Raw genomic sequence first — 24,162 nt, forward strand, 5'->3', positions numbered from 1 at the left:
TTAAATACTGGCAACGGCGCATGGCGAAAGGTGCCCTCCTCAACGGCGGGAGCAAAGACCTGCTTGACTCCAATAACAGATGTTTCCTCAAACGATCGATCGTCACGAGAACAAAGATTCATTCGATGGGTTGTTTGCAGGATAGGCTAGCAGACGACAAATCACTATCATCCATAGTGACCCTGCGCACCATCCAAAGGAAAGGAAACAATGATGGAAATCAACGAACAGACCGACCCACCAACGACCACTCCTGGCGATCCGTCAGACGAAAAGAAAGCGGAAACGAAGCCGACAGAAAAAAAGAAGAAAGAAGCCTCGAAATCGCCCGATCAAAATCAGAAAGAGAGCCCGACTCGCCAAGCAAAGGAGAGACCCACCAATTCTCCTGCCAGTAAACCGTCTACCAATCGTCCCAAAAAGACGAAGGCATCCGCAGCGACGAAACAAACGACGGTCAAGCCAAGTGAGTATCAGCTCGAACATTTGGCGGCCGCCGTAGCGGCCGCAAAGGGGGCGGATAATCTGCTCGCGATCTTGGGCCACGTCGAAGAGGCAGGTGGCCACGTGGAAGTGATCGAGAGTATCGAAACGTATCGCGCACTGAAAACGGCCGTGGAACAGTCGTAGCAAGCACTCGCTCCATTGCGATCTGGCTCCATTGCGATCTGGCTACTGCGTTCGCTTCAAGACGCAGCTTGAAACGCGGCGCGAATTGAAAAGCGACGCCAACGCGGCAAGAAACCGTCCCTGCGTTGGCAGCCGGGACATCTTCTCTCGATACAGCTCACCGGGTTTCGATACAGCTCATCGGGGCTTTTCGATTCATCGGGGCTTTTCGATTTTGACGATCTCCGCTTCGAAGATTTCGATGCACGATTTGACCATCTCATTGTTTTCGATCTCTTTTTGTCGTTGCAGCCTCGCTTTACCAGCCGGGATGGGGGCTTCCTTTTTGACGACCGCTTTAGGGGGGGCCAGCTGTAGCTCGAGTATGATTTCACGGCCCGCGAGCGCGGAGACCGCTTCGGCCAGCGAGTTGCGATGCTGTGGATGGTCACAGCGGCTGTAGGCCAACTTCGCCTCGCCAGGAAAGATCAATCGCAAACGTCCCTCTTCTGCGACAACTTGCTTGACCGCATGAGAGAGGGTCTCGGTCATCGGCTCAACCTTCTCGGTCGCTTCCTTCCAAATCCTCTCGGCCACCTCTTGAGTCCATGCTTGACGGCTTAGGGGTGCCTGATTTACGGCTTTGGGAGCAGCACTCGCGATTTGCGAAGGCGGCACGGTGGCGCTGGTTTCCATTGTAGGCGGCGGAGTTACCGAAGCGGTGGGCGTTTGCTTTCGTTCACCGTTTTTTTTTTCGCTCTCCGCTGAACGGCTCGTTGGTGTCGAACGAACGACTGGTTGAGTAGCGGCACTTGCCGATACTCCCGACGCGCCGGGTTTGACGGAATCGGCTGCGGCCGCCAGGTCGACAATCTGCTGCAAATCGGGCAGATGGCAAATTTGGATTGCCGTCGCTTCGAGTAGCACGCGTGAATAGACGCTATGGCGGATTCGCACCAGCGTTTGGTCGATCAATCCAACAACTGCCAAGACGGTCTGCAACCCCCATCGCTCACCGAGTTCCTTCAACTCGTCATGCAAACTGACGGCCGTATGCCGCATCAAACTCGGTTCGCAGCCAACCGTAACGGCCAACAGGTCTCGGAAATAGGCTAGTAGTTGCTCGGCGAGTCGGCCCGCGTCGACACCCGCGTCAATCCCGGCGTCCATTTGCCGAATGACTTCGGCAGCATCACGATCGGCCATCGCTTTTGCCAATGCGTGTAGCCGTACGTCATCCGCTGTGCCGAGCATCGAGTGAACCTGCTCGACCGTCAATTTGCCGTCGCTGAAACTCATGACCTGTTCGAGCAACGATTGGCTGTCTCGCATCGATCCCGCGGCTCGACGGGCGATCAATTCCAATGCGTCGTCGTCGGCTTCCGCCGATTCTTTCTCGATGATCTCGCGAAGTCGGCCAACAATCTTCGGCACTTCGACCGGTGCAAAATCAAATCGCTGACAGCGACTCAAAACCGTGATGGGCAGCTTTTCGGGATCGGTCGTGCAAAAGATAAACTTGACATGCTCCGGTGGCTCTTCGAGCGTTTTAAGCAGCGCGTTAAAAGCCGCCCCGGTCAACATGTGAACTTCGTCAATGATATAAATCTTGTACCGTGATCGACTCGGCCGGACGCTGACGTTCGCCCGCAACGATCGAATCTCGTCAATCCCTCGATTGCTAGCTCCATCGATTTCGATCACATCGACGTCTTCCCCCGAATCGATCGCCTGGGCAACGTCGGAATCATTGTCCGGGTCTCCGGTCGGACCCGATGGATCGTTGAGCGCCTTGGCAAAGATTCTGGCCGTGCTGGTCTTACCGACTCCACGAGCACCGGTGAACAGGTAAGCATGCCCAACCCGGTTGGTTTCGATCGCGTTTTTTAGAGCCCGCCCCACATGGTCTTGTCCCACGAGTTCATCGAAACCACGAGGGCGGTAACGGCGGGCCACGACGACATACGAGTTTTTGGGGCCGTCTGCGTTCGGGCCGTTGGATGGGCCATCAGACTCAGGCATATCGCAGGGTCGATTACGAGATAGAAGTGAACGGTAAGGCTATCGACAAAGGAATCACCCGTCACCGTTGTTTGGGGGAGGCGACCCTCACACAGAGCTACACCGCTTATGGCTGCTCCAGTTAAGGCCTGACCAGGTTCACGATTCACAATCGCAAGGGTCGCCACCCTCAAACAAACGGCATTCGAGCGATATTGTTCAAGAGTAAGGAATTGTAACGAGAATGCACGCGGGCGAAAAGCGGGGGCTTCCATTCTGTCGCGCAGAAGACGCGATAGGTTTCCGCCCCTGGGCGTCCATCCACGGCGACGCCGACCATCGTTTTGCAACGACGGTAAACGTGCAATTTCCCTACGACCGCGTGGATGATTGCGACGCCCGCTGCTCGGACTAGCAGATCTTAAACTTCTTTTTCTTCGATCCAAGTCATCATGCGGCGCAGTCCGATTCCGACCTGCTCAACACCATGCAAACGCTCGCGACGGCGAGTGGCTTTGAAGAAAGGGGCTCCAGCGCGGTTTTCTGAAATCCATTTACGAGCGAATTCGCCGTTTTGGATTTCCGTCAATATACGTTTCATCTCCGCCTTGGTTTCGGCAGTAATGATCCGAGGTCCGCTAACGTAATCACCATACTCAGCCGTGTTGCTGATGCTATATCGCATGTAACTCAGGCCACCTTGATAAATCAGGTCAACGATCAACTTCAGTTCGTGCATGCACTCGAAGTAAGCCATTTCGGGTTGGTACCCGGCTTCCACGAGTGTTTCAAAGCCGGCCTTCACGAGTTCACTGACTCCGCCGCACAGCACAACTTGTTCGCCGAACAAGTCCGTTTCGGTTTCCTCCGCAAAAGTGGTTTCAATCACACCGCCGCGCGTTCCACCGATTGCTTTGGCATAGGCCAAGCCGATCTTCTTCGTCGTTTCTGAAGCGCCTTCGCCAAGAGCGATGAGGCATGGCACACCGCCACCTTTTTCGTATTCGCTTCGGACCAAGTGCCCCGGCCCTTTGGGTGCGACGAGCAACGTGTCGATTCCCTTGGGTGGGTCGATTTGCCCGAAGTGGATGTTGAAGCCGTGCGAGCACATTAGGATATTGCCGGCACTTAGATTGTCGCGAATCTGATCGCGATAGATATCGCCCTGCACTTCATCGGGAAGTAAAACATTAATCACGTCCGCTGCTTTGACCGCATCGGCGATCGACATCGGCTTGAAACCGTGCGAGACGGCCAAGTCGTAGTTCTCCGATCCAGGCCGTTGGCCAATCACAACGTCACAACCGCTGTCACGCAGGTTTTGTGCTTGCGCGTGTCCTTGCGAACCGTAGCCAAGAATCGCAATCGTCTTGCCTTTCAGGTTTGACAAGTCGGCGTCGTTTTCGTAGTAAATCGTAGCAGCCATGATGGATAAATCGTCTTTCGCTTTGGTTAAAGAAGTAGGATGGCCACTCTTGGCCGTCAATGTATTTGGATGTTGGCCAGCAGTGGCCAACGGATGGTCAAACCGTCAAGTCGTCGTTACAGCGTAGTGTAACTGCCCGCCAAATGGTTCAAACTTGGCATCCGCGATTCGCTGCGAACCATCGCAATGCGTCCTGTGCGACAAAGCTCCGTGATGCCGTATTCACGCATTCTCTCGATAAATGCTTGAACCTTATTTTCACGTCCACTGATTTCGACCATGATTTCATCCGGTCCGACATCGACGATCTTGCCGCGAAAGATATCGACTAATTCGCGAATCTCCGAACGTACCGCCCCAGCAGGTGCCGACACTTTGAGCAGCAACAAATCACGCTCCACGAAATCGCGACTACTGACGTCCAAAACCTCGACGACCGTAACGATCTTTTGAAGTTGCTTGCCGACTTGTTCAAGGACATGGCCATCGCCGACGACGACAAACGTCATTCGAGACAAATTATTGTCCTCGGTCTCGCCGACCGCCAAGGAATCAATGTTAAAGCCGCGTGAAGCCAGCATTCCAGAAATATGGGCGAGCACGCCTGGAACGTTCTGCACGAGTGCCGACAACACATGTCGTTGATTTGGGTTGCTCATCGCAATTACGAACTGATCGTTTTGAAAAAGGGGGGACATTGTCGCCGGAAAATCCGAACCTCGAGGATACGATAAGCTCGGTATACTAATTTTCCAACGAAAAATCGACAAGAGGGGAACCGTTTTCTTCGTTTTCCCACTCTCCCAACAGAGCGACGAACCAGCGAAGCGGGGGAGCGGGGGCAGGAATTGGGGCAGGAATCGAGCACATTTTCGTCCCCTTCGAATGTGTGGTATAAGGGGAGAACTTCGCCCCCGCTGGGTGAATCATTGGTTTCTCAGCCCAACATTCTCTACTCTCTTTCATTCCATTCCTCTATTCCCTCTATTCCCATCACCATTCCCTTCTTCCCATCACCATTCCTCTATTCCAGTCATGAAAGCGAAGCAGTGAGCGAATCTGAACCAACGAGCCGTTTGGCGTTCGATGCCGACAATCATTTTATGCAGCGAGCCTTGGAATTGGCTCAACAAGCCGCAATGGCGGACGAAGTGCCTGTCGGTGCAATCATCGTCAAAAACCATACGATCATTGCCGCTGCCTCGAATCAGCGCGAGCTGCTAAAGGACCCGACGGCTCACGCTGAAATGATCGCGATCACGCAGGCGGCGACCGCAATCGAGGATTGGCGGCTCGAACAAACCACGCTCTATGTGACGCTAGAGCCCTGCATTATGTGCGCAGGTGCGATTTTGCAGTCGCGAATCCCACGTGTCGTGTTTGGGGCATCGGATCCCAAAGGGGGGGCTGTGGAAAGTCTCTATCGGCTGCTCGAAGACTCTCGTTTGAATCATCGATGCGAGATCACTCAGGGCGTGCTGGGTGATCGATGTGGCCAGATTTTGACCGAATTTTTTGCCAGCAAACGGGCGATTGGCAAAAAATAGCCGTTGCTGCAATGTCAATTTGTGCTGATTCTTCGTATTCTCGGACTTTTACCGTTTCTATTGCCAAACAAGCTAAGCCTTTTCAATCGTTCCAGCCGATACTTCCGGTACAACCTGAACTAGAATCTCTACGCATCGTTGCTTTGAACGGCTCGATGCAAACGCCCAGACGGCGGGATTCTACTGAATCTTAACTTTACGAAGATGGTGGAACACGCAATGTCGGTACGGAAGCTGACGGCAAGCCTTATCACGACGCTAGCCATTCTAGGGGCGATGAGCAACGGATACGCACAGGAGCACGTTCCTCCGGCGGATCCGTTTGCATTCGATCCTGATTTTCAATGGTTTCGTCCTGTGACGAACATGGACTTGGCCGATATGAAGCCAGAGAAACGAGCCAACACCGGGTGGTTTGCCACCTATGATCGGTTAGCTCTTTACGGTTCGCGTCCCGAGCTTAACAGCGGTGACTCAGCCGAGACGAGACTTGACTCCGGTTGGGGACATCGATACGAGATCGGCTACATGCTGCCCGATGTCGAGCATGGTTGGTTGTTTACCGCGACGAACAATGATGTTTCCGCCAACGACACGACCGAGCGAGAGCGACTCAATCGTTACAACGAGGACGACTTTCCAGATTACGGTGAGAAAGGAGGCGTGACCGTGCCGCCATTTGGGGCAATCAATCCCGCGGAAGACGCCAATAACATCGGCTACTACGAGCGGATCTATTTCGTTAGCGATAGCTTGAACGTGATGGATTACAATAGCTACGAACTCAATAAGACGTGGCGGATGGAACCGTATCACTATGGCGGCATCCTTGAACCGTTTGTGGGCTTCCGCTGGGGTCGCTTGAATGACCTGAACCAACAGCAACAATACACTTCCACCGGTGACGGTTCGATCGTGATCATCGATGATGCACCTGGCAACAATGCGGCTCTCGGTGAAAATTACGAACGGCTGTTTACCAATGCCACGATCACCGAAAATGAAGTGTTGGCAGGCCAGTTTGGATTTCGCTACACCAAGTTTCGAGATCGATTCACCTACTCGGCTGACTTCCGTGTCTTCACCGGTGGCAATCTGCAATGTGCGATGAGCCAACAGATTACCGAGACGACCGTTTACGATGGAGCCGGTACCGGAGCAGCGGTTTCGCAAGTCATCCTAGGCAAAACGCCGACGGTCTACACTCGCAACGAAGAATTTGTCATCGGCTTCGATCTTCGAGGCGAATTGGCTTACCAATTGACCAAGTCAATCAAGGTTCGCGGTGGCTTTCAAGTCGTCGACTACGCGACCGGAATTTGGCGTGGCGGACCTTCCGTGGCCGGCAATCCTCTCGTTGGAGGCGATCCCAATCAAGACTACGTGATGGTCGGCGGCACCTTCGGTATCGAACTGAATCGCTAAGCGTTCAGGTTGTCCATTCCAACCGAAACAAGGGCAGGGTTTCCACCTCCTGCCCTTTTTTTCGTTTGTTGTCTTTGGCTATTCAAATCGCCTGATCATCACACTCGATGAATTTCGTAGCCTGCTCGTTGCTCTCTTGCGAAGAACGATGCTGCTTGCTCGTCATCAAGGATCTTCTCGGCTTGAGGGTCCCAACGGATTTCCCGTCCGAGGCGAGCAGCGATCGAGCACAAGTGGCATGCGTTCATCGTTTTCAGATGTGTATAGACATCGGAAACCGGCAACCCTCCCTCGCGAAGACAACGATAGAAATTGTCCTTGTGACTTTCGGCTGGTTTGCCTTTGAAGAGTGCTGACTTTTCTTCCACTCCGTATTGACCTTCATCCCAATTTTCGTCAATCGGAACACCTGTGATTTTCCCGCGATTGACAAATATACGGCCTTTGCTTCCTTCGAACAGCAAGCCGTTGTCGACGCGGCTACTAACGATCATTTCAATTCCGTCCTCGAATTTGCAATCGATCGAAAAGTCGTGAGCGGTGTTGTAGCAATCATCCACCGTCGGATAGCCATCCTTGTATGGAACAGGATGCTTTGCATCACTGCCGTCAATGGAAACCGGACCGCTCCCCTCACCGTTTCGGTTTAAAGCCCACAATGCGATGTCGATGTGATGGGCACCCCAATCGGTGAACTTTCCGCCTGAATACTCATACCACCATCGGAATTGATAATGGCAACGTTTCGCTCGATAATCGACTTTGGGTGCTTGGCCTAGCCATGTTTCCCAGTCCAATTCCGCTGGCGGTTGCTCCACGGGGAATGGGCCACCGACGTCGCCTCCGTCGATTCCAATGGTGATTTTCTTGATGTCACCAAGTAGACCTTTTTGGACCATGTTGACTGCGCGAAGAAAACGACGCTGGTCGCTTCGCTGTTGGGTGCCAATGAAAAACACTTGATCGGGGTGCTTCTCAACCGCTGCGCGAATCAATTGGTTTTCTTCAAGGGTTAACGTTAACGGTTTTTGGCAGAACACATGCTTACCTGCCTCCAACGCTTCGATACAAATTTTGGTGTGCCAATGGTCTGTCGTCACACAGCTAATCACGTCAATGTCATCGCGGTCGATGATTTTGCGATAGTCGGTATACCCATCACCCTTTTCATCGTTGCGTGACTTCGCCCTTGCAATGCGGCTTGTGTCAACATCACAAAGTGCAACCACGTCACCAAAACGTTGATGCTCTTTCATGTCTCCGAGTCCCATGCCGCCGAGACCAATGCATCCAACTTGAGGACGATCATTGGCGGAGTCGTTGGCGAATGCACTCTGTGTCGAAGTGAAATAGGGCACACTGGCAGCAGTACCAGCTGCGGCAGTCGATTTCAAAAAGCTCCGGCGCGTAATCATTGGCGAGTTCCTTGTATTTTTAGGAGGGCTTTGGTAGAGGTAAGACTGCGTTCCATTGTAACCGAAAAAAAGCCAATGATGTCGAGCCAGACTTCACGCTTGATCCATTTTCTCACCCCCCCCCGAAAGAAAAATGGCCCGTGGATGAATGTTTGAATTCCTCGCATGGGATGCCAGGTTTTTTAGGCCTGTCAGGCTAAAAAGAATGGTTGGGACGGAACAACGATCCGGATTCCAATCGACAAAACAAGGGGGCCACGATGGGATCGCTTGCATGCTCCGCTTTGCACGACGCAAAGGCGGGTATGCAGGTCCGCCCCAAAGCAAAGCCGAATGACATAGAAACCGTGTCGGCAGCCAACGGAACACACAGCTAACCAGACGGTGACCGAAACGCGCTGGGAGCGAGCGATCACCGAGGGCCATTCAAAAGAAGGAGCCAACGTTTCAAACGGCGGCGCCCCCGGCAGTGTCATTCCTGCCGGTCTTAGGGAATCAGGAGCCACCAAGCCAAGCCAAGCCGCGAAACCTCAATGACACCGTGTTGGATCGGCACCGAGGATTCGCGAGGGCAACGGCTATACCCCCTAAGGGATTCGAACCCCTGTTTCTGGACCGAGAAGTCCAGTGTCCTGGGCCACTAGACGAAGGGGGCCATTGAGAAGTTAAAAAAAAGAAGCTTGAAAGATTGGCATTTCAAGCCACTCGCCTCTCGCTTAAAAACTCAGGATTCCATTTCGCCGGCACGGGTGACGACTTTGTCGATCAAGTTGTATTCGCAAGCTTCTTCGGCCGACATGAAGCGGTCACGATCGGTGTCTGCTTCAATCTTTTCAAGCGAATGACCGGTATGCTCAATCATAATCTCATTCATCCGCTGCTTGATACGGCGAAGTTCTCCGACGTGAATTTCCACTTCCTTGGCCGTACCTTGCATCCCAGCGAGCGGTTGGTGGATCATGATTCTCGCATTCGGAAGTGCGTATCGTTTTCCCTTCGCGCCAGCGGTTAACAGGACCGCGCCCATCGAAGCGGCTTGACCGATGCAATAGGTTGCCACGTCACACGAAACGAATTGCATCGTATCGTAGATCGCCATTCCAGCCGTAATGCTGCCGCCCGGGCTGTTGATATACAAGTGAATGTCCGCTTTCGGATCGTCTGATTGCAAAAACAGCATTTGCGCGACCAAGGCATTCGAAATTTGATCATCGACTTGCTGACCGAGAAAGATAATTCGATCTTTCAGAAGTCGGCTGTAAATGTCGTAGACTCGTTCTTCGCGTCCGCTCTTTTCGACGACATACGGAATTAATGGCATGTTAAGTACTCTTTGCTTCTTGTTGAATGGTGTTGATGTTTGAGTCGGATAGAAAACAAATCCCTAGTCTTCTTCCTGTTCTTCCGACGCAGGCGGCTTCGTCAAAATGTCGTCAACCAAACCATACTCTTTCGCTTGGTTTGCACTCAAGAAGAAATCGCGATCGGTGTCCTTCGCGATCTGTTCGACTGATTTGCCCGAATGGTTGCTGATGATTTCGTTCAAAACGTCACGGTAACGGAACATTTCAGCAGCTTGGATTTCGATATCGCTGACTTGCCCGCCAACACCACCCATTGGTTGATGCATCATCACGCGACTGTTCGGTAAGCAGAACCGTTTCCCTTTGGCTCCGCCGACCAACAAAACCGCTGCTCCACTGCACGCTTCTCCGACACAATAGGTCGCGACCGGGCATGATAGCATTTGCATCGTATCGTAGATGGCCAAAGTCGCGGTCACGCTACCGCCAGGCGAATTGAGATAAAAGTGAATGTCTTTGCGACGATTTTCGCTCTGCAAATAAAGCAATTTCATCACGACATCGTTGGCGTTTGCATAGTGAATTTCACCTTGCAAGAACACAATGCGGTTTTCCAACAACAAATCGCCAAGCGTCATTTGACGTTGCCGTTGATAACTTTGATAAGAATGGCTGCTGGACAACTCGTGTTGGTCGATCGAACTGTTCATAAGACCGTGAACGGGCGGCAAATTCATGCGGATGTCTTTCCGAAAAGATGTCGGTTTGAAGGAGTCTGTTTCAATATCGTTAGTGTTTGCCATTATTGGCAAGATGACAAGATGGGGTCAGAAAACTCTCTTGCCGAGCAGATTCTTTATTCGAATAAACCGCGGACCAATGAATCCACCTGGCCACGAAAAAGAGAAGTAGACGCTTCTTCCAGCATGTCCGATTGATCGTTTTTTACCATCGCAGCAGCCAACGGCTTGTGTTTCTGCCAATCGGTGATTTGGAAATCACGAATGTCAACGTACACTTCGCTGAGATTATTACTGATTTTAGGGACCAGAAAGACGCCCTGCTTTCCACGGACGACATGGTAATGCATACCGACGAACAACAAGACGGCTCCACATACCATCCCAGCTAAAAAACGCGACATCAAATACTCCTCGATAGGTAGATATGCCCTTTGCGTGGCTGTGGCTTCCAGCCGCAGCTTACTGGGGCAAGATGCTCCAGTCACTCTCTTGCTGGGGCAAGATGCCCCAGTTACTCTCTTGCTGGGGCAAGATGCCCCAGCCACTCTCTTACTGGGGCAAGATGCCCCAGTCACTCTCTTGCTGGGGCAAGATGCTCCAGTCACTCTCTTGCTGGGGCAAGATGCTCCAGCCACTCTCTTGCTGGGGCAAGATGCTCCAGCCACTCTTTTGCTGGGGCAAGATGCTCCAGTCACTCTCTTGCTGGGGCAAGATGCTCCAGCCACTCTTCTGCCAAGCCTAAAATCAAGCGGTGGCGAAGCATGAGCCTGCTTTTTTCAGTTCCTAGGCTACGCGTTTTAAGGAAGCACGGTTCTTTAAGGCAAGAGACAAAACAACTCGCCTTACTCGTTTCACATCGTCGCAGACTCCTTCATCATCGCTTCCATGTCCTGAAACACCTGCTCCGCACTGCTCTCAAAGATACGTCCGATTAGCAAATTGGTGATCTGACCCCGATGTTCGGGGTGCCTTTTCATGAATCGACCAATACTAAACTCTTTCGAATAGAATGCGTGGACCAGCTTGCGAATCCACTGAGATCCTTCCAAAAACTCGGCGGTCCACGATTGCAATTGCTCGCGACTCAGGTCCTCTTTCTTGAATCCAGCGACGATGGCGTCGCCAGCGCGGATGCCCATTTCCAAAGCGAAAAAGACGCCCGAGGAGTAGACGGGATCGATAAATCCGAACGCATCGCCCACCAAAACCCAGCCATCGCCAGCATGCTGAGAAGTCGAGTACGAAAACTCTTTCGCCGTGCGAATGTCACCGAGTCGCACAGCATCGATTAATCGAGGAGTTAACCCAGGGCAACGGGCAAGCTGGTCAAAGAAAACCGCTTCCGGTTTCGCTCCATTGTTCAACAGGCAATCACTGTCACCGACGCAGCCAATACTGGTAATGCCCCTTGAGAGAGGAATGAACCAAAACCAAGAATCTCTCGATTCGGTGTTCAAAATGATGGTCGCCCCTTCGTTATCCCCTTCGCCGCGAACCGCTCCGCGGTAATACGTCCATATGGCAACCTTCTTTAGATTGGCATCGACTTGTTTTAGTTTTAGCTTGTTGGCGATGAATGATTGTTGGCCGGTCGCGTCGATGACGACGCGACAATCGATCGAATGGTTGTTCCCATCGGCTGTGCGGACGCTGACACCGGTGGCTTTATGATTCTCGTCAAAGTGTACGTCGAGCAATCGAGTTTGGTCATAGCAATCCGCCCCCAATTCGCCCGCTCGGTCAAATAACAGTTTGTCAAATTCGCTCCGTTCAACTTGCCAAGTCGTGCTGCAGGGCCGGTCATCGTGTGCGCGAAAAAAGAACGGTTCCGACTCGGTTCCGCGATGCGTCACAAATTGGACGCTTTTCTTAGCCTGAAAGCCCGCCTTTCGAATCCGCTCGGTCAGCCCGAGTCGTTCAAACGCCCAATACGTCTCGGGCATTAGCGATTCACCAATGTGAAATCGCGGCATCGCGTCCCGTTCGATCAGTAACGTATCCAGGCCAGCTTTGGCAACAATCGATGCGGCGGAACCGCCCGCAGGCCCACCGCCAATCACTACACAGTCGTAATAGGTTCTCATGCTCGTCTCTCGCTATCAGGCAGTTGGCAGACAATCGCTTACCTGCCCTAAGTCGGATTATTCAAGTGATTCGTCGTCATTTGAGTAACTCGCTAGAGCTAAAGCATTTAAGTGAATCCTTGAAGAAGCACTCTGCGAATGAGCCGTTTTATAACTTCTTCAAAATCGCTGGCATTATAGCCGAATCGGCAAGGAATCTAAACGGCCATCCCAATCCGGCAAGTTACCCCAGGACTTACATCCCTTTTCGATCTGCCAATTTGCTATCAAAACGGAGGGTTTGCGGGCGTTTCGTGGCCAGGATCTTCCGAAAAGGGAAGAAAGAGAAAGCGAAGAGTCCAATTTTCTTCGGCTTTCCCTAGACGACTGATTTGATCCTCCCCTCCCGTTTGTGCGGCGATCTCCGTTCGTTCGGCGATCCCTCCACCCGTTTGCAAACCGCTCTTGGCATGCAGTCGCATTACATCGTACCCTCCACCAATGGGTGATTGCGATTTGTCGTTTTGGCGAATTGTACACTCCATTGTGCTCAATCTATGGAAACTTGGCGAATGACAAACCTCCTGCAACCGCCCCGATACGCTTTTGGCAAGCAAGCGATTCTGGCGGCAATTTGCTGCCTATCCCTGATTTCCCTAGGCGGATGCCGCGGCCAGGGTCTGTTTCCGCCAGCGGGCACGATCAACCAACAACAAGCCGATGCGATTGTGCACGATCCGTTTCCGCAAAACGACATTGCACCCTATGAAGCGGCGTCGCGGCCACGTGATTACCAGCAACCGCTCCCCGAACCTGTGCGGAATCGGCTAATTCCGGACGCAATGCCTTGGTTAGGGCGTTAACCCCCAATCACAAGCGAAGCGGGCTGTGGTAGATTTAACGTTAGATTCCTATCGTTACTCGAGAACACGTATGCCAAGCCGCTCTGCAAATCAATCTGCTAAGAAACCCGCGAAAAAGCCTCGCCAGCAATCATCAAGAAAGTCGACGTCTAAATTAAAGTCAGACCGATCATCCGATGATCCGAACAAACCGATCCGGCTGCAACGCCTGCTCGCCTCGGCGGGATTCGGCAGTCGCCGACGATGCGAAGAGTTGATCGTCGAAGGTCGCGTCGAGGTGAATGGCAAGATTGTCGAAGAACTTGGGACGTCGGTCGATGCAAAAACGGCCAAGATTTTTGTCGACGGATCGCCACTTCGTCCCCAAAAACTGGTGTATTACGCCGTTAACAAGCCGACCGGGGTGGTAACCACCAATTCGGATCCGGAAGGTCGCCCGCGAGTCATCGATTTGGTTCCGCCGAGCGAACGAGTGTTTGCCGTCGGACGGCTCGACCGCAGCAGTGAAGGCTTGATCCTGTTGACCAATGATGGCGAATTAGCACAAAAATTGGCTCATCCCAAATACCAAATCCGCAAGGTTTATCGCGCAACGGTTGCAGGCAAAGTGACCAGCGAAGCGATGCGTTCGATGCAAAAGGGGATGTACATCTCCGAAGGCTACGTCAAGGTCGAAGGTGCCAAGGTCTTAAAGGCACGGCCACGCGCGACGGAGTTAGAGATCACTCTTCGCGAAGGGAAAAACCGAGAAATACGCCGCATTTTGGCCCGGCTTGGACACAAGGTTCAGCAGTTGCGACGCATCGCGATCGGCCCGCTGCGGTTGGGCGATATGCCGATCGGCTCCTATCGTGTTCTGACTCATTTGGAAATCAAAAAGCTGCAAGAGTCCGCTGAGCAATCGCGGCGTGCGGCCGAAGCGAATCCCGAAAAACCTTTTCGCTCAAAATCGCCTAAGAAGAAGGTTTCGGCGCGAGCACGAGCTGCGGGGCGTTCGGCCTCCGGATTCGCTGAAACAAGGAACACGAAGTCCCGCAAGAAACCCGCAGCAAAGCCGCGCAGCAAACCTTCAACAGGCTTGGCCGCCGGCAGCGGCATTAGCAGCGGTGGTGTCGTGATCGGCGGTGAGTCGTCGGAGCGAAAACCTCGCAAAACGGTGAAGACTTCCTCGAAAAAACGAGTCACTCGTAAAAGTAGCACACGAGCCAGTGCCACAGCAAAGCGAGCGACGAAGCGGAGACCAGGACGGTAATACGCCATGTCAGAAACAGCGTCAAAACTTCATGCGAAGCACTATGCCGATCGCATGGTGCAAATCGATTCCGTCATCGAGCAGAACGAGAGGATCGGCGAGGCGACCTATCGGTTGCGCATTGCAGCCAAGGCAATTGCGGAGTCGGTCTTGCCGGGGCAATTTGTGATGATCCGACTCTCCGGCACAAACGCTCCTTTGATCGGCCGGGCATTTGCCGTCTATGACGTGATTCGAACGGAATCCGGTGAAGCGATTTGGATCGATCTGGTCTACCTGTGTAAAGGAGTGATGACCAAGGCGCTCGCCGCATCGCCTCTTGGTACTGCTGTGACCGTCTGGGGACCACTTGGCAACGGCTTTCTTAACGAAGGGTGTGACCGGCTTATCATGGCGGTCGGCGGCATCGGTCAAACGCCGATGTTGTTACTTGGCCGGGAAGCCCTCGGCAGTGAATGCTATGGAAGTCCTCCTCGAGCAAACGGGTGGAGCGAAAAGGTGGAACTGATCTATGGTGCCCGCCGCAAGTCGCTGTTGGCTGGCGTCGATGATTTCGCTCAGTCTCGCTTTGAAGTGACGCTTTGTACCGATGACGGTAGTGCCGGTGTTCGCGATTTGGTTCCCAACGTGCTGGCCAAGCGACTCACGGAATTGCCATCTGGTGAGCGGGTCCGCGTGGCAACCTGCGGCCCCGAGGTCATGATGCAAAAGGTCGCCCAGGTTTGCCGTGATGCCTCGGCATCCGTCGTTTGTGATGTCTCGATGGAAACGCCAATGGCTTGCGGTATCGGTATCTGTTTTTCCTGTGTCGCCAAGATCCGCCAAGATGGCGATGATCCTTGGGACTACAAACGGACTTGCGTTGAAGGCCCCGTCTTTCGAGCCGACCAGATTTACTGGTAGGCGGCATCCCGACACGCAAATCTTGGGACCGCGTGGGCTATTGCTCATGGCACTTGCAAGCGCCAGCCTTGCGGCTTGGCAGGCACTTGGAAAAAATAATGCCCGAGGATGGCGTTATGGGATCGCGAATCGAACATAGTCAATAATTGAGAGTTTGATCCCATTCAGTGTTATCGCTTTTCTTTGTTTTGAAGGTTATCGTTTTGACGTTAATTTGATGCCACCGTCATCTCGATTCTGAAACACCTCAGCAAACGGAAACCAAGTATGATCATCGGCGTGCCAAAAGAGCTTAAGACGGACGAGTACCGTATCGCAATGTTGCCAGTCGGCGTGGAGGATTTGGTGTCGCGAGGACACGAAGTTCTGATCGAAGCGGGTGGCGGACTGGGCAGCGGTCTACCGGATGAGGATTACCAAAAATCGGGTGCGGAAATCTGTGCTTCAGCGGATGAGATCTTTGCCCGAGCGGATCTGATTGTGAAAGTGAAAGAGCCGCAAGAGCAAGAGTTTTCCAGAATTCGTGCCGGCCAATTGGTGTTCACCTACTTTCATTTTGCGGCCAGTTTGCCGCTCACCGAAGCGATGATTGACAGCCGTGCAACGTGCATCGCCTATGAAACACTGCGTGATGCGAATGGTCGTTTACCGCTGCTGACGCCGATGAGCGAAGTGGCTGGACGAATGAGTATTCAGCAAGGGGCAAAGTACTTGGAAAAGCCGCAGATGGGTCGCGGTATCCTGCTCGGAGGTGTTCCAGGAGTAGCGCCGGCTCATATTACCATTCTTGGCGGCGGAATTGTGGGAGCGAATGCAGCGAAGATCGCCGCTGGTTTTCAAGCCGATGTCGCAATCCTCGACACCAACCTCGATCGGCTTCGCTACCTCGATGACATCATGCCTGCAAATGTCAATTGTTTGTATAGCGATCGACACAATATCCTTGAACAGCTTCGCCGCGCAGACTTGGTCATCGGCTCCGTTTTGATTCCTGGTGCCAAGGCTCCCCAATTGGTTCGCGCCGAGGATCTGCGGCTAATGAAACCGGGCAGTGTCCTGATCGACGTCGCGGTTGATCAGGGGGGATGTATTGAAACGAGTCGCCCGACGACGCACAGCAACCCGACCTACATGGTGGACGAAATCGTTCATTATTGCGTTGCCAATATGCCTGGAGCGGTGGGCCGGACAAGCACGTTTGCCCTCTGCAATGCAACCCTGCCGTGGATCAGAACGTTGGCGGACAAGGGACTCGCTTCCGCTATTGAAGATCATCCTCCGTTGCACGAAGCGGTCAACATTTTTCATGGCAAAGTGGTCAACGCCGCCGTCGCTGATGCATTTGGATTGAGCTTGACCGAAATGTGATTGTTGGAGCCCGGGCGTTAGCCAACCCGACACGGATCTCGGAAACGACGATCGGACGACGCTCCAAGCATTCGGCTTAACTCAGCAATGCTCTCGCGACGTTGATGTAGATGACGATGCCGAGAATGTCGACGATGCCAGCAACGAAGGGGTTGCTCATCAGCGCCGGATCTAAGCCAGCTCGTTTGAAAAGGATGGGCAGCAGAGCTCCGCACATACAGCCACAAATGATGACCGAAAGCAACGTGATTGGTATAATGAGAGCTCCTTCCAAGGATGGAGCGATGAACAAGGCGACTAGAAAACCGATCAGGGCCAAGAAGCTGCCCAGCATGAACGAGACCGCCAATTCCCTCACCAAGACTTTTGGCAAATCGTGGAACTTGACTTCGCCCGACGTCATCGCGGTAATGACCAATGTCGCCGATTGACTACCCGAGTTTCCGCCCGCACTGATGATCAGTGGAATGAACCATACCAACCATGCGTAAGCTTCGAGTTCCGCTTCATATTGGCGAAGCGTGAACGCAGTCAATAATGCTGCAAAAAAGAGGATGGTTAGCCAAAGTCCACGTTTCCAAGACAACGTGTACAAGCCGATGCGTAAAAAGTCATCCTCCAAAGGTGCGACGGCCGCAATTCGATGGGCATCCTCCGTCAATTCTTCCCGTACGACATCAATCACATCATCATGCGTAATGATTCCCAATAGCCGACGGCCAGAATCAACCACCGGGATGGCCAACAAATTATATCGCTCCACCTTTTCGGCAACGGATTCTTGGTCTTCGGTCACCAACGCCACCACGACGTCGGATTCCATCATCTCGCCGAGTGTCCGATTCGGTTTATTCAGTGAAGATACCAATTGGCGTGTGGAGACGATCCCACGCAGCATGTTGTCTTCATCAACCACATACAAATAGTAGATGGTTTCCAACTCGCTCGCTTGACGCCCAAGTTCATCGAGTGCTTCACGCACCGTCAATTTCTGGCCCAACTTAGCGACCTCGGTCGTCATCAAACCACCGGCAGTCTCCTCTTGGTAGGCCCGCAGTCGTTGGATGTTTCGCCGATCCGATAACGGCAACAAAGGCAGAATCTGATTGACCCGTTCGCTCGGCAATTCCTGCAGTAAATCGACCCGATCATCCGCAGGGATTTCTTCGACCAGCTCAGCGACCTGAGACGGATCGTGCTTATAAAGCATCGCCAATTGGCGTTCTTCTTCAAAGTAGCCGAAAATCTCAGAACGTCGCGACGGCGCAGCGTATTGCAACACCTCCCAGGCCTCTTCATTGCTAAGACCTTCCATGAACTCAGCTGTGCGACCAGGATTCAACGCGTTGCAAAACTCGATCAATTCGGCCTGGTTGTGCTCCGCCAACATCTCACGCAACTCAGGAAGGAATAGAGTGTTAACCATCGTGCCACTTCCTTCATGAACTTACGGGAATACGAACCAGTGCTTTGTCAATTTATATCTTAGCGTAATGGATCTTGTTCAAGATCCTGGCAGGTGGGGATCTTGAACAAGATTCACTACCTCCACCCCTCATTCTTGTCGCTGACAATGCACCGTTCGAGGTTATACATTGGATTCGAGGTTATACATTGGAATGGTTCGTCGCTGAACCAGGAGTCCAGCGAAAAATATGCGGTAGCATCCGCATCGTTGCAAGCCAAGCGAGGGCAAATGGTTCTGCGACCAATCGCCAAGCCACATGCCAATCGCCAACAATAGGGCCGCTGCGGCAGGCCGGATTCGACAATACGATTGCAGCGATTCTGAAAGCGGAGGCAACCCAAGCACCCCCGACATGAAATGAACCATCCGGTCGTAATGATTTCGCTCTCAATCGAAAATACCGGAAAGTGTGAAGCCTGGAATCACTCGTCCGGCATCATCGTCCGGCACAAATGAGTAGATCCTCGATTGCGTTTTCGAGGGGATTCGCTTCGCTCGACCGCCGGCAAATTGCTTGAAACAATGTGCATTCCGACAGAACTCTTCCGCAAAATCGATAAAAGGGGATACAATTACGGAGAGTTCTCAACCCAAAAGCACTTCCTGAGTTTCTTGCAACCAAAACGATAATGTTATGAAGCGATTTTTGCATGGCACGGTGTGCCTGTTTTGCCTTTCAACGACCGTTTTTTTGATTGGGTGTAATCCGCTTCCCCAAAGTAGCGAGATGGAACCGATCGCCGATGCGGAAGCGGCGGTTAGAATCGTGCCCGGGACCGAGCCATCCGACCAACAACGCTCTGCGATCGTGGCGGCCAAGGATGCCTTGTTTCAACGATTGTCAGAGCGATTGATGGAAGCGATGATGACGCAGGGACCTGCACAAGCAATCGCTGTTTGCCAAAAAGAGGCAACGCAAATTGCCAATGAAGTTGGCGACGAACATAAGTTAAGCATCGGACGTCTGGGAGTTCGGCTTCGAAACCCCGAAAACACTGGGCCCGCTTGGGCAGCGGCGTTGATCGAAGCAAAGTCTGAAACGCCCGTCTTTACAACTTTAAGCAACGGAAACGCGGCGGCGCTATTGCCGATCAAACTCCAATCGCAATGCTTGATGTGCCATGGACCCTCGGAACAGATCTCACCAGACATCCAGTCGCAACTCGCTGAGCTCTATCCAGGTGACCAAGCGGTCGGCTTCAACGAAGGTGAACTGCGTGGCTGGTTCTGGGTTGAAACGCCGCAATCCTAACGATTGGGCGATCGCTGGACCTTGTTATCCGAAGAGGCCCTTTCTTCGGAATGATGATGCTCGCGATCCCATTGCTAATACGCAGACTGTTTTTCGAGCAAGGAACGTAAACGCTTTAAGGCGTAGACGTTAGCAAAACAATTTGCAAGCCCATGAATCATCCGGGCTAGCCCTCAAGATTCAAGCCGCCGCTCGTGATGGGTTGCCGCGAATCGGATGCACCGAGTTCGTTGGCACACACCATTCGCCAGGTTTCGGCTTCGACTTCCAACACCAAGCGAATCTCGTCGATCGCATCGGCGTCACCTGTACGCTCGGCGATGATCAAGTGTTTTGACAAGAACACGTACAAGTCGGCAACCTTGCCGCAAACGCCCTCGTCACTGGTGATGCCCGACAGTAGTTCGCTGATCAAATCGAGAAGTTTCAACGACCATTCATTCGGTCCTTTTCTCGAAGTGTCCTCGCGCCATGTTGCCGACAAGGTCGTTGCCGTTTCGACAGCCCGTTCGAGCACGATGAGTCTCAGACGGGCTGGCGACGCGCTGCGAACCATTGAGTCGAGATATTCGTCGGCTGAACCTCTTCCCGTCTGGTAGCCGCTTGGACGAAAATTCGAAGCTGGTTTCGACTGAGCGTACGACATACTGACTTGCCTCCTTGCAAGAACGAAAAACGATTACGAAGTCGGGAATTCGATCCGTTCTATCTGTGAAATGTAGTTTGAATTGGTTTGCAATTTCCCAATGGCGGTCTCGGTTGCATAGAATTGCTTCAGCAATCGCTCTCGTTCGTTATCGAGTCGTTCATTGAGTTGTTCGATCCGCTCATTGTTTTTCTCCATCTGCGTACCGAGTGTCTCGGTCCGAGTGAGCAGCAAACTGGTGCTCGGCCCAGCAAGCTTGTCTGCAAGGCTGCTTAGTCGATCAGCCAACCCTGTTTCGTCCGTTGTGAAAAACGCTTCGACCGCGCTAGGATCCGAAACCATCGCACTGGAAAGTTTGTCGCTATCGAGTTCCAATTTACCGGTTTCGTCAAAGCCGATGCCGACTTGCGCGAGCGACTTAAAATCACCCGCTTGACTGATCGTTCCCGATAGCAATCGCGAGTAGCCATCCCGAATCCGATAGGTCTCATTCGATCCGAATAGCAAACCAACCTCCTCGGTATCGGCATTGTAGAAGGTCAGCGATTCCAACTTCTCATGTAGTTTGTTGTATTGATCAACAAAGGTCTGGGCCGCATTGGTCACGGTGGATGCGTCGTCTTTGACGGTTATTGTGATGGGTGAGTCGGATAATTCCTTGAGTGTAAAAGACAATCCTTGGGTTTCCGTCGTGTTCGTATCGACGATCGAGCTGGTCAATGCTGAAACACTTACCCCATCAATGGTCGTCGTTGTAGCCGTTCCGGCAATTCCCAGATCGGTTGCTGCTTTACCGTTACCGACGTCTTCGATTTCAAGGGTTTCCGAACCGCCCGCCGTATCGATAATGGTGATGCCAGTTCCATCGTCGTTAATCGATGCCGAAACACCGATACCGAGCGAGTTGATTGCATCGAGAAATTCTCCGACGGAGGTAATGTTCTGCACGACCAGATTAATGCCGCTCGACTTTCCGAGGCTATCGGTAAGCAGAATACTACCGCTACTAATTCCCAATCCATCGTTCATGTCGGCAAGGTTGGTTGAGCGGCTAATCTTGCTTGCTTCGAACGAGTTGCTCATTTCGAAGACGCCATCGGAAGAACTCATGAATTGGCTAACGCCACCATCGGTCGAGACCGAAACAAGTGCATCTCGGCCGGTGGATTGAGTTCGCAGATCGAGGTTAAAACCGCTAGTGTCGATCGCCAACTTCCCCGCTTCGCCACCTTGGATACTACGAATCTGAAGCGAATAGCTGCCGTCATCATTGGTTCGGATCGACGCTTTCGCGTAACCCTCTTCGCTATTGATCTTCTCAACGATCGACGCCAACGTATCCTCCTCCTCGATTTCGATCACATCCGCTTGGGTTCCAACGAGTGCTTTGACCGTTTGTCCGCCAATCGTATGATCGGTTGCCGTCCCAGCAATCCCCAAATTCTCGGCGATTTCGGACGTGCCCGAACTCCTAACGGCTAGCGATTTGGTGCCGCCCGCGCTGTCAACGATCGAAATGCCGTCGCCTGCCTCGTTGATCGAAGCGGTCACGTTGTTACTAAGATTGTTGATGGCATCGACTAAATCGCCAACGGTTTCAATCTCGTCTCCTGAGATACTGACGGCTCCGATAACACCTTTGCTGTCGGTTACCAGAAAGCTACCGGTGCCGACGCCATTTCCACGATTGAGCTCCGTCAGCTTGGTCTCCAAAGTGACCGTCTGTCGATTCAGATTTTTACCGACCACTATTTGATCGGTCGTGTCGGCAACCAACCCTAGTTGCGACGCTGTATCGTCGGCAGATTCAATTTTGAAATTGCCTTCCCCACCCGAAACATCACGTATTTGAAAGCCATTTTTCGCATCGTTTAGCTTTGCGATTAGCGGCAGACCGGAGGCGTCGATTAAATCGATCACCTCGCTTGATGTGGTGGCAGATGACAAGTCGATGGTGGCCGCTTGTCCATCGGATAGAGTGATCGATAGGTCACCAAGCGGTCCGATGCCACTGCCGCCTCCAAGTTCCGACAGTGCCGCACCACGCAAGGAGTTGACCCCATCGGGTAGCTCTAGATCGATCCCGGTTACGGAGGAAGCAGCTTCATCGATGCCCCACAATCCAATGTCCGCTGCCGTTTCGGCGCTGCCAAGTTGTTCGACTTTCAAGTTGTTAGCCGTGCTACCCGTTTCATCCACCAACTTGAATGCATTGCCGACGGTCGTTGCGCGGACGCCGATATTGGCATCGTTGATCGTTTGCAGCACATCGTCCATCGTTCGGGCTTTGGACAGATCGATATCCGCGGTTGCGCCAGAGCGATCGGTGATTCGGATCACCCCTGCTTCGACTCCGCGTCCTTCATTTAGCTCCGATAATTTGACGGAATCGTCGAGCAGTTTGCTGCCAGGATTAATACGTATTTGGCCACTCAATCCGAGTGCGGTGTCGACCGAATCGAATCGTTGCAGCGAACGCACATCGTGGGTCGCGGCGGTTTGCAGCGTCTCAATCGTATGCGTTCCGACGGGAGATTTGTTTCCTCCCGTCGCGGAAATCACGTCACTGTTGGATGATTCAGCCGATTTGGAGCGAAACAATGAGGAATTGGCAAGCCGGTTTCCGCTGAGTTGCACACCGATGACCGAAGCGGTCAATTCCGCAATCGATTGCTGCTGTTTAGCGAGCGCTTCATTGCGAGCCGATACACGGTCCCGCGGCTGTGCACTAATCGCGATCAATTGGTCCACGGTGCCGACAATATCAGTTCCCGTGACCAATCCGACGGATGATTGAATTCGTCCCATGAGAGTTTCGAGTGTGGAAGGTAGGTTTGAGGAGGATCGACGTCTTTTCTATCGTCATTTTGTAGCGGTTACGTTCACCTAAACGCAAACGACCGGGCGAGGTTGTGACCCCGTCCGGCCGATTGCTATCTATTCATCGTCATTCGACGGTTTGAACGTTATCGAAGAAGCGATAGGACGTTTTGTGGATTTTGGTTGGCCATCGACAAAACGTTGGTGCCCGATTGGACCAGAATTTGAGCACGTGTTAGACGTGCCGATTCTTCCGCAAAGTCAGCATCACGGATCGAGCTTTCCGCTTCCTGCAAGTTGGCAACCGTGTCATTCAAGCTGACGATGTTGCTTTCGAGCGTTGTCGACTGAAACGCACCCAATCGACCACGAAGGCTGGTCACTTGCTCAATCGCTTCGGTCACAATTTTGGCTGCTTGGTTGGGGTCATTCGCCAAGGAAGCCGTTTCGCCGCTACCAAGCTGGAATAGCCTTCCTGATGGACCGCCAAGGCGAGCCGAGCTAACGCTGCTAATGCCGATTCGAGCCTGTTGATTACTGACAACATCGGCACCGAGTTGGAACAATGCACCACCGCCGTTGATCGTAAAGTCGATGCTATCGCTCGAACCATCTTCGACCTGAAGCGTCACGTCCAAGCTGGACGTGTTGATCGACAATTCGTTGCCTTTGCCGTTTGCATCGATACCGTTGACCTTCGCGACGATGTCCGTTCCCGTATCACGGACACCCGCACCCACCTTCTCGGTGAGTGTTCCAGCAGCATCTTCGTTGATTACCCGAAGGTCAACGATCGCATCGGAGCCGTAGTCACTCGATGTCAACACCAAACTTTGGTCTTGTTTGGTCGCTGTGACGCCTGTTGCGTCTTTGACCAGGTTGATTTGAGTGATCAAATCGTCGATGCCTGTACCGGCACTGACGTTGAACACTTCGGAGCCTGATTTGCCCAGCAGTTCGAAGACAACGTCTTCGGCGAGTCCGCCTGCTGCATCCACGCCGTCAGCAAACGCGGTGGGTGTGGCCGTTCCGTCGGTCGAGTTGTAGGCGGTCATCG

The 24,162-nt window shown here is 52.8% G+C and carries 22 protein-coding genes, 1 tRNA gene, 1 other RNA gene and 1 pseudogene; 9 read left to right on the top strand and 16 right to left on the bottom strand.

Translation table 11 applies throughout. The features are described 5' to 3' along the window. Positions 1 to 210 precede the first annotated feature (210 nt). Positions 211 to 630 carry a hypothetical protein gene (locus Q31b_RS14310; protein WP_146600348.1) on the top strand — a complete coding sequence of 140 codons (420 nt, stop codon included), beginning with the start codon at positions 211 to 213 and terminating at the stop codon, positions 628 to 630. 195 nt (positions 631 to 825) lie between these two features. Here the strand turns inward: Q31b_RS14310 and dnaX are convergent, their stop codons facing one another. The 4 genes from dnaX to ilvN form a co-directional block, all read right to left on the bottom strand. Beyond that, positions 826 to 2,631 (bottom strand): DNA polymerase III subunit gamma/tau, encoded by a 1,806-nt coding sequence (gene dnaX / locus Q31b_RS14315; protein ID WP_146600349.1) that lies wholly within the window; start codon positions 2,629 to 2,631, stop codon positions 826 to 828. 73 nt (positions 2,632 to 2,704) lie between these two features. Continuing rightward, positions 2,705 to 2,799: signal recognition particle sRNA small type (ffs, locus tag Q31b_RS14320), an RNA gene on the bottom strand. A 232-nt stretch (positions 2,800 to 3,031) separates the two neighbouring features. Then, positions 3,032 to 4,036, bottom strand: a complete 1,005-nt coding sequence (ilvC, locus tag Q31b_RS14325; protein WP_146600350.1) for a ketol-acid reductoisomerase — start codon at positions 4,034 to 4,036, stop codon at positions 3,032 to 3,034. A 116-nt stretch (positions 4,037 to 4,152) separates the two neighbouring features. Further along, the gene (gene ilvN / locus Q31b_RS14330) at positions 4,153 to 4,695 is read right to left on the bottom strand and encodes an acetolactate synthase small subunit (RefSeq protein WP_146600351.1); all 543 of its coding nucleotides are present in this window, start codon (positions 4,693 to 4,695) and stop codon (positions 4,153 to 4,155) included. A gap of 444 nt (positions 4,696 to 5,139) precedes the next feature. Here ilvN and tadA point away from each other — a divergent pair, with 444 nt between their 5' ends. Continuing rightward, positions 5,140 to 5,583 carry a tRNA adenosine(34) deaminase TadA gene (gene tadA / locus Q31b_RS14335; protein WP_146600486.1) on the top strand — a complete coding sequence of 148 codons (444 nt, stop codon included), beginning with the start codon at positions 5,140 to 5,142 and terminating at the stop codon, positions 5,581 to 5,583. Between the two features lie 219 nt (positions 5,584 to 5,802). Further along, the gene (locus Q31b_RS14340; RefSeq protein ID WP_146600352.1) at positions 5,803 to 7,008 is read left to right on the top strand and encodes a hypothetical protein; all 1,206 of its coding nucleotides are present in this window, start codon (positions 5,803 to 5,805) and stop codon (positions 7,006 to 7,008) included. Between the two features lie 98 nt (positions 7,009 to 7,106). On the opposite strand, the gene Q31b_RS14345 is transcribed toward Q31b_RS14340, so the two are convergent. From Q31b_RS14345 to Q31b_RS14365, 5 genes are all read right to left on the bottom strand, one after another. Then, complete coding sequence (locus Q31b_RS14345; protein WP_146600353.1) at positions 7,107 to 8,423, bottom strand: Gfo/Idh/MocA family protein; 1,317 nt, start codon at positions 8,421 to 8,423, stop codon at positions 7,107 to 7,109. A 581-nt stretch (positions 8,424 to 9,004) separates the two neighbouring features. Beyond that, positions 9,005 to 9,078 (bottom strand) — tRNA-Arg (locus Q31b_RS14350). A gap of 69 nt (positions 9,079 to 9,147) precedes the next feature. Further along, positions 9,148 to 9,744 (bottom strand): ATP-dependent Clp endopeptidase proteolytic subunit ClpP, encoded by a 597-nt coding sequence (gene clpP / locus Q31b_RS14355; RefSeq protein ID WP_146600354.1) that lies wholly within the window; start codon positions 9,742 to 9,744, stop codon positions 9,148 to 9,150. Positions 9,745 to 9,807: 63 nt separating this feature from the next. After that, the gene (locus Q31b_RS14360) at positions 9,808 to 10,437 is read right to left on the bottom strand and encodes a ClpP family protease (protein ID WP_146600487.1); all 630 of its coding nucleotides are present in this window, start codon (positions 10,435 to 10,437) and stop codon (positions 9,808 to 9,810) included. Between the two features lie 146 nt (positions 10,438 to 10,583). Further along, positions 10,584 to 10,871: a hypothetical protein gene (locus Q31b_RS14365; RefSeq protein ID WP_146600355.1), complete on the bottom strand. Its 288-nt coding sequence runs from the start codon at positions 10,869 to 10,871 to the stop codon at positions 10,584 to 10,586. Positions 10,872 to 10,905: 34 nt separating this feature from the next. Between Q31b_RS14365 and Q31b_RS14370 the strand changes: the two genes are divergently transcribed. Further along, positions 10,906 to 11,235 carry a hypothetical protein gene (locus Q31b_RS14370; protein WP_146600356.1) on the top strand — a complete coding sequence of 110 codons (330 nt, stop codon included), beginning with the start codon at positions 10,906 to 10,908 and terminating at the stop codon, positions 11,233 to 11,235. 86 nt (positions 11,236 to 11,321) lie between these two features. On the opposite strand, the gene Q31b_RS14375 is transcribed toward Q31b_RS14370, so the two are convergent. Both Q31b_RS14375 and Q31b_RS14380 read right to left on the bottom strand, forming a co-directional pair. Then, positions 11,322 to 12,554 (bottom strand): NAD(P)/FAD-dependent oxidoreductase, encoded by a 1,233-nt coding sequence (locus Q31b_RS14375; protein WP_146600357.1) that lies wholly within the window; start codon positions 12,552 to 12,554, stop codon positions 11,322 to 11,324. 266 nt (positions 12,555 to 12,820) lie between these two features. Next, positions 12,821 to 13,078 (bottom strand): hypothetical protein, encoded by a 258-nt coding sequence (locus Q31b_RS14380; RefSeq protein WP_146600358.1) that lies wholly within the window; start codon positions 13,076 to 13,078, stop codon positions 12,821 to 12,823. Between the two features lie 27 nt (positions 13,079 to 13,105). Here Q31b_RS14380 and Q31b_RS14385 point away from each other — a divergent pair, with 27 nt between their 5' ends. The 4 genes from Q31b_RS14385 (at position 13,106) to ald (ending at position 16,919) form a co-directional block, all read left to right on the top strand. Continuing rightward, entirely contained in the window at positions 13,106 to 13,396 is a 291-nt protein-coding gene (locus Q31b_RS14385) for a membrane or secreted protein (RefSeq protein ID WP_231617572.1), read from the top strand. A gap of 70 nt (positions 13,397 to 13,466) precedes the next feature. Continuing rightward, positions 13,467 to 14,648, top strand: coding sequence for a pseudouridine synthase (locus Q31b_RS14390; RefSeq protein ID WP_146600359.1), 1,182 nt, complete (start codon positions 13,467 to 13,469; stop codon positions 14,646 to 14,648). 6 nt (positions 14,649 to 14,654) lie between these two features. Continuing rightward, positions 14,655 to 15,551: a dihydroorotate dehydrogenase electron transfer subunit gene (locus tag Q31b_RS14395; protein ID WP_146600360.1), complete on the top strand. Its 897-nt coding sequence runs from the start codon at positions 14,655 to 14,657 to the stop codon at positions 15,549 to 15,551. A 267-nt stretch (positions 15,552 to 15,818) separates the two neighbouring features. Beyond that, entirely contained in the window at positions 15,819 to 16,919 is a 1,101-nt protein-coding gene (ald, locus tag Q31b_RS14400; protein WP_146600361.1) for an alanine dehydrogenase, read from the top strand. A 76-nt stretch (positions 16,920 to 16,995) separates the two neighbouring features. Here the strand turns inward: ald and mgtE are convergent, their stop codons facing one another. Both mgtE and Q31b_RS14410 read right to left on the bottom strand, forming a co-directional pair. After that, on the bottom strand, positions 16,996 to 18,345 hold the full coding sequence (gene mgtE, locus Q31b_RS14405; RefSeq protein WP_146600362.1) for a magnesium transporter: 1,350 nt from the start codon (positions 18,343 to 18,345) through the stop codon (positions 16,996 to 16,998). Positions 18,346 to 18,507: 162 nt separating this feature from the next. Then, positions 18,508 to 18,762 (bottom strand): annotated as a pseudogene (locus Q31b_RS14410) (hypothetical protein); the annotation flags it as partial. Positions 18,763 to 19,021: 259 nt separating this feature from the next. On the opposite strand from Q31b_RS14410, the gene Q31b_RS14415 reads away from it, so the two are divergent. Further along, positions 19,022 to 19,639, top strand: coding sequence for a c-type heme family protein (locus Q31b_RS14415; protein ID WP_231617573.1), 618 nt, complete (start codon positions 19,022 to 19,024; stop codon positions 19,637 to 19,639). Positions 19,640 to 19,805: 166 nt separating this feature from the next. Here the strand turns inward: Q31b_RS14415 and Q31b_RS14420 are convergent, their stop codons facing one another. From Q31b_RS14420 to Q31b_RS14430, 3 genes are all read right to left on the bottom strand, one after another. Then, positions 19,806 to 20,285, bottom strand: a complete 480-nt coding sequence (locus Q31b_RS14420) for a flagellar export chaperone FliS (RefSeq protein WP_146600364.1) — start codon at positions 20,283 to 20,285, stop codon at positions 19,806 to 19,808. 33 nt (positions 20,286 to 20,318) lie between these two features. Continuing rightward, entirely contained in the window at positions 20,319 to 23,093 is a 2,775-nt protein-coding gene (gene fliD / locus Q31b_RS14425; RefSeq protein ID WP_146600365.1) for a flagellar filament capping protein FliD, read from the bottom strand. Positions 23,094 to 23,251: 158 nt separating this feature from the next. Further along, positions 23,252 to 24,162 (bottom strand): flagellin (locus tag Q31b_RS14430; protein WP_261343856.1); only part of this gene is annotated, 911 nt, incomplete at its 5' end.

This window comes from Novipirellula aureliae, assembly GCF_007860185.1.
In the GTDB taxonomy this organism is placed as follows: Bacteria; Planctomycetota; Planctomycetia; order Pirellulales; family Pirellulaceae; genus Novipirellula_A; species Novipirellula_A aureliae.